This window comes from Alteromonas sp. OM2203, from assembly GCF_048517045.1.
Taxonomy (GTDB): domain Bacteria; phylum Pseudomonadota; class Gammaproteobacteria; order Enterobacterales; family Alteromonadaceae; genus Alteromonas; species Alteromonas gracilis.
The window spans coordinates 90,547-103,374 of sequence record NZ_CP183209.1; the positions used below are offsets into that span (position 1 = coordinate 90,547).

Genomic DNA, 12,828 nt, shown 5'->3' on the forward strand with positions numbered 1-12,828 from the left:
CACCCATGAACGTTGAAACCTTTTACGATAACAAAACGGCCACGTTTACCTACGTGCTATTCGACCCCGCTTCCAAAGAGTGTGGCGTGATAGATTCGGTTGCCGATTACGATATCTTTTCGGGTCGCGCGTCAATGGAAAGCGCCGACAAAGTTATCGACTTCATTAACCAAAACCAGCTTAAAAATAAGTGGATTTTAGAAACCCACGTGCACGCCGATCACATTACCGCGGCGCACTATTTAAAATCTAAAATTGGCGGCAAAATTGGTATTGGCTCAGGTATTAAAACAGTGCTAGATACCTGGCTAGATGTATTTGAGACGGCCAACGACACGCCGAGCGATGGCAGTCAGTTCGATGTGCTGTTCGAAGAAGGCGACACCTTCAATATCGGCGAATATGAAGTGAAAGTATGGCACACGCCGGGGCACACTCCAGCCTGCGCAAGCTTCTTTGTAGACGGCAAAATATTTGTAGGCGACACCATGTTTGCCCCTAACTTAGGGACGGCGCGCTGCGACTTCCCGGGTGGCAGCGCAGAGCAACTTTACAACACTATTCAGCGCTTCTTCACCCTGCCTGACGATACTACTGTTTACCTTGGTCATGATTATCCTAAAGAGGGTGCCGCCCCGCTATCAACGGTATCTATTAAAGAGGCCAAGGAAACGAACAAGCAAATTCGACCAGAAGTAACACTGCAGGAATATGTGGAAAAGCGCGAAGCAAGAGATGCAACCCTTGCGGTACCCAAATTACTGTTACCCGCCATTCAAGCAAACCTTCGCAACGGCCAGTTCGGCGAAAAATCTGAAGGCGGTAAGCAGTTCATTAAAATTCCTGTGAATGCCATTTGAAGGGGTGAGTTATGCAATATGCCAACGTAACACAACAGCTATCTGTCTGCCCTCAAATTTCAGTGGATGATCTGGAGACAATAAAAGCAGCAGGGTTTAAATCTATTATCTGTAACCGCCCTGATGGTGAAGGGGCAGACCAGCCTACCTTTGCGGAAATAGAAGCAAAAGCATCGTCGCTGGGTTTACCCTGCGTATATCAGCCAGTAGTTAGCGGAAAAGTAACCCAGCAAGACGCAATAACGTTTGAAGCGAACTTACAAAAGCTAGAAGGCCCCGTATTTGCCTACTGCCGAACAGGCACACGCTCTATTACCCTATGGGCCATGACCGCAACCAAAACGCTTTCTTATGAAGACATACTCTGTATGTCGCAGAAAGCCGGCTATGACTTAAGCGGGGTAGTGCGACGCCTAAAAAACGGCGGTGAAACACCCAGCGACCATGCCGATCACTCTCATGCGGTAGTGATTGTAGGGGCGGGCGCGGGGGGTGTTGCTGTTGCATCTAGTTTGAAATCGCGATGCCCAGATTTAGATATCGCTATAGTAGAGCCCAATGAAGTGCACTACTACCAGCCTGGCTGGACGCTAGTAGGCGGGGGCGTATTTAACGCTAACGACACCGTGCGCACTGTGGCCTCTGTTATTCCTAATAATGTTAAATGGATAAAAGCCGGCGTAGCGGCCTTTGCACCAAAAGAAAACATGATAGTGGTAGACGGTTGCCGTACCATTAAATATGAACACTTGGTGGTTTGCCCCGGCATTAAGCTAGATTGGAATAAAGTGGAAGGCTTAAGCGAAACCCTAGGTGAAAATGGTGTGACGTCAAACTACCGTTTTGACTTGGCGCCCTACACATGGGAATTGGTAAAAAACCTTAAAAAGGGGAAGGCAGTATTTACACAGCCGCCAATGCCAATTAAGTGTGCAGGTGCGCCGCAAAAAGCCATGTATATGTCGTGCGACCACTGGTTTAAAGAAGGCGTGTTAAACGATATTAACGTTGAGTTCTACAACACGGGTGCCGTACTTTTTGGTGTAAAAGAATACGTGCCGGCACTTATGGAATACGTTAAAAAATACCACGCAACGCTTAACTTTGAACACCAGTTGGTAAAGGTTGATGGTAAAGCAAAAGTGGCTTCATTCAAGAAGGTGGCAGACCCAGACGCCCCGCTCGTTGAAACTGAGTTCGACATGCTGCACGCGGTTCCGCCCCAGTCTCCGCCAGATTTTATCAAAGTTAGCCCGCTTGTTGATGGCACTGGTTGGATTGATGTCGACCAGTCAACGCTGCAACACAAGTCGTTTGAAAATATTTTTGCCCTTGGCGACGCCATAAACGCGCCTAATGCTAAAACAGCCGCGGCGGCGCGCATGCAAGCCCCAGTGGTTGCCAATAACTTGCTTTACGAGCGCGGTGTGCAAACAGATAAAGCCATCTACAACGGTTATGGCAGCTGCCCGCTTACTGTAGAGCGAGGTAAAGTGATATTGGCCGAATTTGGCTACGGCGGAAAAATCCTTAACAGTATGCCGACGTGGGTGCTTGACGGTACGAAACCGTCGCGCCTAGCATGGTATTTAAAAGAAAAGTTGCTTCCACCCATTTATTGGGAAGGCATGCTGAAAGGCAGAGAATGGCTGGCTAAACCAGAAACTCAGCATATTAATAAGTAACTCGCCATTAAATTCGACAGGAAGCTTTAGCCCGTTAGAAAGGCTAGAGCTTTTTTATTTTAGAAAATGGACTGCACTTGAGTTTTACGTAAGCACCGCTTTTTAAAGGGCGATGCTAAATAAAATGCTGCTTGTTCCTATCTCTCACACTCCTCCAATTTTCAAAACTAAAAGCAAAAATATAAATAATTCTTTATTCAATATTGTAATGTGTATTTGAGATATATATTATAGAGGCGTAGTGAGTTAGCGCAGTTCAAAACAGGAAGTTGCCTAACTTATTACAAGGCACTTCATGTCTTTTCCATTTTGGATATGGTCGAAACTACTTGGCCACCTCTCAGAGGTGGCACTTTTTTTCGATAAGCCGCTTCCATGCATTGATATGTTATAACGTTTGAGAGGGTGAAATGAGCAAGAAAGTAACCATGAGCGTGATCGGATTAATAATCAGCTCTCTTGTAAATGCACAAGATACCCCACAATCTCATAATCATCTGCATGAGATCGAACGGGTCCGCGTTACGGGTTCGCCAATGGCACTGAAAGTAGAAGAAACTGCAATAGCCGCGTCTATTTTAAGTGGTAAAAGCAAGTTATGGCATCACAGCCTTTCTTTAGGCGACTCAATTGCACATATGGTCGGAGTAGATACGGTAAGTACAGGCGGGCAAGCGGGAAAGCCAGTGATAAGGGGCTTAACAGGGAACCGCGTGCGAGTGTTGCAAGATAGCGTGCCTCAAGACTTTCAACAGTTTGGAATTAGACATGCACCAACTGTTGATCCGGTTAATGCGTACAGAATAGATGTGGTACGCGGGCCTATGAGTGTTATTTTTGGGTCAGATGCTATGGGTGGTGTCGTTAATGTAATAAGCGCTCAAGTTCCCTTGTACAGCGAATCAATGTTGTCTTCTGCCCTTCTGAGCTTTAAATACGGCACTAATAACGATCAGCTCGGTACGTCTTTACACGCAGAAGGCGGTAAAGCACAGTGGGGGTGGGCATCTTCATATCACCGTGAAAAAGCTGATAACTTTGAAACACCTTCTGCAGATATTAATTCAACGAGTGTCAGCAGCCTCCCTCGCTTTTCAGGCGAAATACCGTTTACTAACTTTGATATTGAAAGTATCAGTTTGGCTAGCGGGTTCGTTTCAGATGCTTTCGATTGGACGGTAAGGTACACCGGTTTTTCGAACGAGCAGAATTTTCTTCAACCTAATAATGTGCCAACAGGCCAGCATCTAGACAACAAGAATGTCTTGTCTGATATGGCCCTTCACCTTTCTGACCAATGGAATGTTCATTTTATTCTTAATTGGCAGAAGAATGAGCGCGCTGCTGGCACAGGAATATCATTCGAAAAGTTAAGCAACGCCAACAGCGATTTAGACATTGAGTTAGTGCGCACCCAAAGTAAGCTGCTTTTTGAGCATGATTACAGTACAGCGTGGAAAGGTCAATTCGGTGCTGAATACATATACAAAGATCAGACAACCAACGTTGGCACCTTGGTCCCAGATGCGTCGATAGACTACATAGCCTTATATGCTTACGAGAAGTTTGAAAATGATTTTCTCATTGCCGAATTGGGTGTCCGATGGGACAAAATAGTATTGGAGCCACAGAACGAAAGTCAGCAGTGGGTTGATAACTTTGACCGTAGAGTCTGGAGGGCACTAACCGGATCTATGAGTTTAAGTTGGAAACTCAGTGATAACTGGCTGTTCATTCAACGAATAGGAAGAGGGTTTAGAGCCCCATCTATTTTTGATTTATATGCGGGTGGTGTACATGGTGGTGTTGCGGCTTATCAAACTGGCAACAGCGAACTAGTAGAAGAATACTCGTTCAACAAAGAAGTTGGGTTGAACTACATAAGTCAAAATATACAGGCATCTATCACGTTTTATCAAAATAAGTTTCAAGACTACATTTACCAAGCTGATACCGGCACCACGCATCAGCCGTCTGGTTTGCCCCTGTTTGAAATGAGGCAGGGAGACGCCCAAATAGAGGGCGTTGAGATAGGCGCAAACTTCAAAATAACCCAACATATCGACTGGGAGTTTAACGCCAATATTATCAACAGTGAACTAGCTAGTGTTGGTACTGAGCTGCCACTAATGCCAGCAAATAGCTTTTATCAGCGAATTAACTACAGTTTTGGCGAACTATCATTATTTAGCGATATAAATTTGGTTATCGAGCACGAATACAAAAACAACAAGTCGATTGCAGGAAAATTTGAACCCTTTGCTCAGTACGATTTTCTCCCTTTTGGTACCGCATCGACAGAACAATATCATTTGATAAACCTCAGTGCTTCAACACAGTTACAGATAAACAAGCATCCAGTTACGCTTAGCGTAAAAGTAAATAATGTAACTGATGAGGCTTATCGAGACTTTTTAGATACCTACAAGGGCTATGCATTAGGTATGGGTAGGAATATTCAGCTTAGCCTGTCGGCTCAACTTAGGTAATTGACCATGAGTATCACTTTAGCAAACAAAGATGACAGAACCTCACTTCTTATTCTATCGGTAGTGTTAGGTATAGCAGCAACCGCTTTTTTGGATGCTGTGAACTATCTACAACACATTATTCTAGATAAGCCACTAACGCGGTATGAATTTATCGGACGGTGGGTTATTTACATGACAGATGGCGTATTTTCTCATCAATCAATTAAAGCCGCGCCACCAAAAGCAGGTGAATTAATGTTGGGGTGGGTTGGGCATTACGCAATCGGCATCGGGTTCGCTTTGCTTATGCTCATTTTTACCGGCGTTAAATGGGTGCTGAAACCATCTTTCTTGCCAGCGTTTATTGTGGGTTTTGCAACGTGCAGTATTCCTTTTTTTCTTATGTATCCAGGAATGGGATATGGTATCGCAGGCTTACACACACCTAACCCCGCCATGCTTCAGTCGAAGGTACTGTTATCCCATTTTATTTTCTCAGTGGGTCTTTATGCCGCAGGCTGGCTTCTAAGCAGGCGGATTCAAGATGCCTATAATGCATAAAAGGGGAAATTAAATAAAAGACGGCTCATGTTTTACGCTGCTGATAAATCCACATTAAGTGAATGGTAATCAATACTTTGCTGCTCGATAAACGAGGGTGCTTCATGAAGTAAAACAATAGATTTTCGTGCCGTAAGCCAAGGCAATATACGCATGAAAATGCGCTCTGCCATAGCGCTATCAAGCCCATTAAATGGCTCATCTAATACAATAAGCTCAGGGCTTCTAAGTAGTAGCCTAGCCAAACAAATACGTCTCGCTTGTCCACCTGAGACCTTTGCTCCACCTTCACCTAACCAAGTATTCAATCCCTCGGGAAGCGAATCAGCCCACGTTTGTAGCTCAACTAGCGAGAGTACATCGAACACTCTACTGTCTTCTATGCTTTCAAGACCCAATGTTAAGTTGTAGTACAAACTGCCAGACAGTAATGAAGAGGTTTGCTCTAGATAGGCACAGTGGCGATACAAGCTGTCTGACGAAATATTTTGTACTGATATATTATTTATCATTACGCTAGCGTTCGATTTATCTAACGGTACAAGCTTAAACATAAGCTTCGCTAATGTTGACTTGCCCGATCCAGATCGGCCTGTGATAAAAAGAGGGGGGCTATCATTCAAATTAAAACTTATCTTGCGTGACGCACTCGCGGGAATATGTGGGTGATTACTTACCTCGCATGACACCTCGCTTACTGCCGTAATATCAGTGCTATCGTTATCACAGCTTTCACTGGCCAATGTGGATAGTCGCTTACTTGCATAGTCGGTTTTTCCCCACGAACTGAACTGCTCTGGTGTGGCTTGTAATAGTTCAGCCACGCCAACGAACAAAAGTGCCAACATGATAGCTGTTGGCCCCTCAATAACGTGGTGGTTTACAGCCCATAAGCTGGCATAAAGAGTAGCTACTAGGGCAACACCAAATATTGAATCGGTTATCATCTGAATTCGAGCAATACGTTTTTGCAAATTATTGTGATGCTGCTCAAATAGCGAGAGTGCCTGGGTAGTATCTTGTGAGTGATAACTCATCAAATGCTGGCTATTGAGCACAAATGCGCCCTTGAGATGGCTAATCAAGGTTTCTCTCGTGTGATTTAAGTGCGAAATGGCTTGCGAGGCAGCGGTTTTGGTTTGCCGTATTGAAAACAATATAAGAAGTAACCAGGCTAGCGTTGAAGCAATTAGAAAAACAACACTAAACTCAAACCAGATAAAGCACAAAAATACGCTTATCACACCCAAAAGAAGCCCTGTGGCTAGGGTTGGAATAGTGTAACGAATTAATATGCTATCAAGGGCATCTAAGTCTGAGGTGAGCCGGCTTAGCCACTCACTGTCGGATGTTTGCCTAACATCGTGAAGTGGCCTATGGGAGAGCGCATTAAATATCGTGACGCGATATGTCGCAATTAGTCTCAATATAGTATCGTGATTGTATAGTCTTTCAATATATCGGCCAATGGTCCGACTAAGGGCAAAATAACGGATCCCAGAGCCCGGCATATACATATCAAGCTTTACAATTAAACCCGCACCTATGGCTATTCCAGCTAACGCCGTGGCAGTAATGAGCCAACCAGAAAGCGCCAGTAACCCCACGCCAGAAAGCATGGTAAAAAACGACCAAAAGAGCCCAATTAGCAGGCGTTTACGTTCATTCTTAAAGATAATTGAAAACCAAAACTTCATATTACCGCTAGGCCTTATTGGTTAAGTCAAAATGATTACTGGCTTTTGCAACAAGTTCACAGTCGTGTGTTGCAACCACTACAAGGGCGCGGCTTTTAAGCTCGTCTAATGCCTCTATAATTACGAGCCTACTTTTTATGTCTAAACTTGCCGTGGGCTCATCAAGCAAAATGAGTTCGGGTGGGTCTAATAGTACTCTCGCTAGCGCAATACGCTGCATTTGCCCGCCAGATAATCCTTGTCCGTGTTCACCTATCACTGTGTCTAGCCCGCTATGATGCGTTAAAAGCTCGTCTGACAACTCAAGCTTTTTAAGAACCCTTAACATATCTTCATCTGATGCAGAGGAGGACGAAACGGATAAATTCTCTCGAACGGTAGCGTTTTTAATCCATGCTTTCTGAGGCAAATAGGCAATGGAGTGCACTTCTTTAAGTGTTAGTTCAACACTGCCCGACATTGGGTGTAAATAACCTGCAATGGTGTTGAGAAGGGTGGTTTTACCACACCCCGATTCGCCAGAAAAAACCAGTAAACCTCGCCCGGAAAAAGAAAAATCGAGGGCAGACCTTTTCTCTTTATTGCCGTTATGTCCAATTACGGCGTCTTTAAGTGTTAAGCGAGTAACTTCACTTGAAGCTGTAACCTGTCTGCCATCGCTGTAGCCTAATACCACTTCTTGTTCTTCCAAGTGCTGAAGTGAAGACACCATATTATTGGCGGCGCCTAAAGCGCTGGCTCTGTCATGATAGTAAGTAGATAGCGTGCGCAGAGGCTTAAAAAATTCGGGAGCAAGCAGTAAAATGCCAAGCCCTGAAAATAGCGTTAACGACTGTGCTGGCCCCCAATTAATTGCCCCGTAAAGTGAAAAACCAATATAAATAGCAAGGCTTGCAATGGCTACGCTGGTGAAAAACTCCAGCACGGTTGAAGAAAGGAACGCCAGCTTAAGTGTCTTCATAACAATGTTACGATACGTGTCACCGCGCTTAGCGACCTCATCAGACATACTTTTCTGAGCCCCCAAAAGCGCAATAGTTGAAAGGTTTGCGACACGATCGAGAAAGTGCCCAGCTAATCGCTGGCGTAACAACGCATACCTTTCATTCACATGTTCAGCGCCCATGCCAACCAAGATCATGAAAAGTGGAATGAGAGGCGCCGATACTAAGAGCAAAACGGCACAAAGCCAATTCAAATAGGCGACAGTAACAAGAATGAGCAGAGGTGTTATAACAGCAAGCATTTGTTGAGGCCAATAACGGGAAAAATAGCCGTCGGTAGCTTCGATGTCTTCAACCCATTGCGATGCCAACGCACCGCTAGACAAACTCTGTAACGCCATGGGGCTGGTAGTATTCCACCGTTTAAGCAATGTTTTCCTTAAATGGTTTCTTACATTGGCGCTTGCGTCTTGCGCTAGGTTAGTTTGTTTCCATGTGAATAATGGTTTCACAACACTCACGACAAGAAGAAACAGCCAATAGCCAGGCATACTACTGAGAAGGGATTGGTTAACCAGCGTGTCGTGTGCAATTAGTGCAACCAACAGCCACTGCACTATCATAAGCACTGACCCTATCGAACCAAAAAACACTGATTGATTCAAAAGGGAGCGTTGGCTGGCTACTTGCTCTTTTAAAAACTGCGCGCCTGGTACAGCTTTTTTGTCAGGCGCGCTTCGGGTACTACTAGTCATGATTAATGGTAACCAGCGTCGCCCACTTTTCCTCTGAATACCCAATAGGTCCAGCTGGTATAGGCTAATACAATGGGAATAACAAACAAGAAACCTAACAACAGAAACAGTTGCGAATTATAAGAAGACGCGGCGTCGTAAATAGTAAAATTTGGTGGAACAATATAAGGCCATTTGCTAACTAGTAAACCAAGGTAACTGAACAAGAAGATGCCCATGGTAGCAACGAAAGGCATACCATCTTGCTGCTTTTTAACCGAACGAAATACTACATAGGCACACCATAATACCAATACCGGAAGTGCCCAAATAATACTAAAACCTTCAAACCATCTGACCATTGCTGTGCTATCCACATATGGTGTATAGAAAGACACTACACCAAATACAACAAGCAGAGCGATAAGCAACTTAGGCGTAATTTTATATGCCCATTGTTGTACCGCACCATCTGTTTTCATGATAAGCCAGGTGCTGCCTAGAAGCGCATAGCCTACAACAAGACCAAAACCTGTTAATACGGTAAACGGCGTCAACCAATCAAGGGGGCCACCTGAGTAAGCGAAACCCTCAGTTTCGAAACCCTGAATATAGGCGCCTACTACCGCTCCTTGCGCGAACGACGCAACGAATGACCCTATAGAAAATGAATAGCTCCATAAGTACTTAGACGTTTTCGCCTTGAACCTAAATTCAAAGGCTACGCCTCTGAAAATAAGGCCTGCTAGCATTAAAAACACGCCAATATAAAGAGCGGGTAAAAAGATCGAATAAACTAACGGAAAGGCCGCGAGTAGTCCCGCGCCTCCCAATACTAGCCAAGTCTCGTTGCCATCCCACACTGGGGCGACAGAATTCATCATTTTGTCACGTGCTTGTTCGTCGGGTGCGAAGGGGTACAAAATGCCTTGGCCTAAATCAAAGCCATCCATTAGCACGTACATCATGATCCCGAAACCAATGATGCCTGCCCAAATTAAGGTTAAATCAAATGTTGGTTCCATTTTTATAAGTCTCCATCAATAGCCACGTGGCCAGCTGAAAATGGACGTGCAGGACGCTCTACTTCATCCATTTCATGAGGGGCGTTAGCTTTTTCAAGTCCGCCTTTGAACACTTTAAGCAAATAGTAAATACCCGCGCTGAATACCAGTGCGTACACCACCACATACCCAATTAGAGAGAATAATGCCATGCCACCGGTTAACGAAGGCGTTAATCCTTCTGCATGCGTCATTTGGCCGTAAATGAGCCAAGGTGCTCTTCCTGTTTCGGTCACTATCCATCCGGCTAGAACCGCAAAGAATGGGCTTATACTCATCAATCTAAGGCCTTGTAAGAACACTGGCGATGTATAAATTTTGCCGCCCATTCTATAAATAAGCCCCCACACACCGAACAACACCATCAGCAGTCCAAGCCCAACCATGACCCTGAATGACCAAAATACGACAAACACAGGCGGCTGTTCTTCTTTTGGCACTGCTTTTAATCCGGGTACTTCACCGTCCCAGTCATGGGTGAGTATGAAGCTGGCTAACTTAGGAACTTTTAATTCAAAGTGGTTGGTTTGCGCTTCTTTATCTGGAATAGCAAAAAGAAGTAGCGGTACTCCAGTGCTGGTCTCCCAGTTACCTTCCATCGCAGCAACTTTCGTAGGCTGGTGTTTCATAGTGTTTAATCCATGGAAGTCTCCTACTACAGTTTGAAGTGGTGCAAGGAACAATAAGAACCATAAAGCTACTGACAGCGCTTTTTTATTCGCTTCTAGTTCGCGTTTTTGCAAAATGAACCATGCACTTACGCCAGCAACAACAAGGGCGGCCGTAAGAAATGACGCTAGCGCCATATGAGCAAAACGATAACCAAAAGAAGCAGTAAATAATGCGTCAGCCCAGGATTTAACGTGGTAAATGCCGTTTATAAGCTCTAGGCCATCTGGGGTTTGTAGCAAAGAGTTGGCTGACAATATCCAAAATGAAGAAATAAACGTTCCTGTTGCCACCATAATAGCGGCAAAAAGATGAACGCCTTGCGGTACTTTTTCTCGACCGAAAAGCAGAACGCCAAGAAACGCCGCTTCTAAGAAGAAAGCAGTGATAACTTCGTAGCTTAGAACGGGCCCCAAGAAGTTAGCGGTGGCGTACGAGAAATTACTCCAGTTTGTGCCAAACTGGAACGACATAACAATACCGGAAACCACGCCTATGCCGAAAACAACGGCGAAAACCTGTATCCAAAATTTTGACAAACGTTGCCAAATTGGGTTTTCAGTTTTGAAGTAAAGTGTTTCAAATCCAGCAATAGTACTTGCCAGACCAATCGTAAACACTGGGAATATGGCGTGAAAACACACCACAAATGCGAACTGTATTCTCGACAGTACGAGAGGATCTAATTCCATAATGCTGGCCTCTTTAGAGATAAACGCAACAGGGTTTTTAATTCACCCTATTTAGGACTGATAACGGTATTTTACGCTCTAACTTCTTAAATGTATATTTTAAATATACATATTAATTTGTGTGTTAACTATATTTAATGTTTTGTTGGGGCTCTCAAAAAGCATAGCTAGCCTGCAGATAGGCGTAACTAGTGAGTCGTTCGCCTGTGACCACTTTTCTGTTTAGATTGGCAAGCGCTATTCCTGACTCAAATTGCACGCTTTCAGCTATTTTGCTTCGAAAACGTAGCTCAGACAGCGTACCTAGAAAGTCACCATTACCGAGTAATTCGCCGTTCAAACGACCTGAAACGCTACTTCGATGTATATCGAACGCACGTATCTGCATAAAAAGGTGATTGCGTTCATTTAATTGAATGTCAGACGAAACGCCCATCGATGCCATATTGCTGCGCGCAAATAAGCCAAAAATACCTGTTGGCCCATACTCGAACCTTCTTGCACCAAACAGTGTGCTGAAACCTTCAAACGAGTCTGTTGGCGTGTCATCACCCGATGCAAAATCATAAAACACACTCACGTTAGCTCGATTGAACCTTGAAGATAGCGCTATGTGGAAAAAGTTAGCGCTAATGGGTTGTGATCGATAATCTCCGCGCTGTAGAGCTACTTCGTAATTTATACCTAATTGTTGTGAAAGTTTTATGTTGGCCAGATTACCGAAGGTTTGTCTTTGTGTTCTATTTAGTGAGTCTTGATCTTGAAGCCCGTAAAATTCGACGTCACCAACAGATGTTTTTAGGCTGGCATGAATTCCATAGAAACGCACGTCTGAACTTGATGAGTCGAGCTCCCTATCATTAATGCTTTGATGAATATCTAAAGTAGGTTTTCGGGTAACAGGGAAGGTATAAAACGCCGTAATTGATAGGTTTGATAGAGAGGCATCAATTTTTACGCCGTCGAAGGTATTGAGCGTATTCCTGAATCTATTTCTGGCTATAAGGCGCCTGCTTCCCACGTCCATGCTTTTAACGCAATCGTTTCTAAATTTTCGTCGTCTACTACACCTCGCCAAGACGCAGCGAGTTGTACGGGCTCTAACGCATTAGAATCATCTGTACCCACTGGCGTATATTGGCCCTGTTTGAAAATCCGGCTGTCCATGAGTTCAGCCTCAAACTGAAGTGGACCATATTGGTAAGCAGCATGTGTGGATATTCTTGTTACGACCGCATCGTCAGCTGCGTTAGATTCAGGCAATTGATTATTTACGTATTCGTATCTAACCCGAACATTAGTCGTTATTCTAACGCTATGTTCGGGTGTTTTATTTGCTATTACAGTGTTAGGTAAGAATATGAGAACTAAACCCAACGACAGGGTAGAAAGCTTAACTAAAGACATTTTGCTTGAACTGCTGTCTCATCAGGTATCTCAACTGTACCGTG

The 12,828-nt window shown here is 44.4% G+C and carries 10 protein-coding genes; 4 read left to right on the forward strand and 6 right to left on the reverse strand.

From position 1 onward, the window contains the following. Positions 1 to 5 precede the first annotated feature (5 nt). The 4 genes from ACM0P2_RS00445 to ACM0P2_RS00460 all read left to right on the forward strand — a co-directional run bounded on the left by ACM0P2_RS00445 (position 6) and on the right by ACM0P2_RS00460 (position 5,577). Complete coding sequence (locus ACM0P2_RS00445; protein WP_419227090.1) at positions 6 to 860, forward strand: MBL fold metallo-hydrolase; 855 nt, start codon at positions 6 to 8, stop codon at positions 858 to 860. 11 nt (positions 861 to 871) lie between these two features. Further along, complete coding sequence (locus tag ACM0P2_RS00450) at positions 872 to 2,545, forward strand: bifunctional protein tyrosine phosphatase family protein/NAD(P)/FAD-dependent oxidoreductase (protein ID WP_159118326.1); 1,674 nt, start codon at positions 872 to 874, stop codon at positions 2,543 to 2,545. Between the two features lie 410 nt (positions 2,546 to 2,955). Next, entirely contained in the window at positions 2,956 to 5,034 is a 2,079-nt protein-coding gene (locus ACM0P2_RS00455) for a TonB-dependent receptor (RefSeq protein WP_419227091.1), read from the forward strand. Between the two features lie 6 nt (positions 5,035 to 5,040). Then, entirely contained in the window at positions 5,041 to 5,577 is a 537-nt protein-coding gene (locus ACM0P2_RS00460) for a DUF2938 family protein (RefSeq protein WP_419227092.1), read from the forward strand. A 32-nt stretch (positions 5,578 to 5,609) separates the two neighbouring features. Here ACM0P2_RS00460 and ACM0P2_RS00465 read toward each other — a convergent pair whose 3' ends face one another. The 6 genes from ACM0P2_RS00465 to ACM0P2_RS00490 all read right to left on the reverse strand — a co-directional run bounded on the left by ACM0P2_RS00465 (position 5,610) and on the right by ACM0P2_RS00490 (position 12,784). Further along, positions 5,610 to 7,274 carry an amino acid ABC transporter ATP-binding/permease protein gene (locus ACM0P2_RS00465; RefSeq protein ID WP_159118323.1) on the reverse strand — a complete coding sequence of 555 codons (1,665 nt, stop codon included), beginning with the start codon at positions 7,272 to 7,274 and terminating at the stop codon, positions 5,610 to 5,612. 7 nt (positions 7,275 to 7,281) lie between these two features. Further along, positions 7,282 to 8,973, reverse strand: coding sequence for a thiol reductant ABC exporter subunit CydD (gene cydD, locus ACM0P2_RS00470; protein WP_419227093.1), 1,692 nt, complete (start codon positions 8,971 to 8,973; stop codon positions 7,282 to 7,284). Between the two features lie 2 nt (positions 8,974 to 8,975). Beyond that, entirely contained in the window at positions 8,976 to 9,977 is a 1,002-nt protein-coding gene (gene cydB, locus ACM0P2_RS00475; RefSeq protein ID WP_173359585.1) for a cytochrome d ubiquinol oxidase subunit II, read from the reverse strand. Between the two features lie 2 nt (positions 9,978 to 9,979). After that, on the reverse strand, positions 9,980 to 11,377 hold the full coding sequence (locus ACM0P2_RS00480) for a cytochrome ubiquinol oxidase subunit I (protein ID WP_159118320.1): 1,398 nt from the start codon (positions 11,375 to 11,377) through the stop codon (positions 9,980 to 9,982). Between the two features lie 154 nt (positions 11,378 to 11,531). Next, positions 11,532 to 12,398 (reverse strand): alginate export family protein, encoded by an 867-nt coding sequence (locus tag ACM0P2_RS00485; RefSeq protein ID WP_419227094.1) that lies wholly within the window; start codon positions 12,396 to 12,398, stop codon positions 11,532 to 11,534. Further along, positions 12,377 to 12,784 (reverse strand): hypothetical protein, encoded by a 408-nt coding sequence (locus ACM0P2_RS00490; protein WP_419227095.1) that lies wholly within the window; start codon positions 12,782 to 12,784, stop codon positions 12,377 to 12,379. Before ACM0P2_RS00490 ends, ACM0P2_RS00485 begins: the two co-directional genes overlap by 22 nt. Between the last annotated feature and the right edge of the window lie 44 nt (positions 12,785 to 12,828).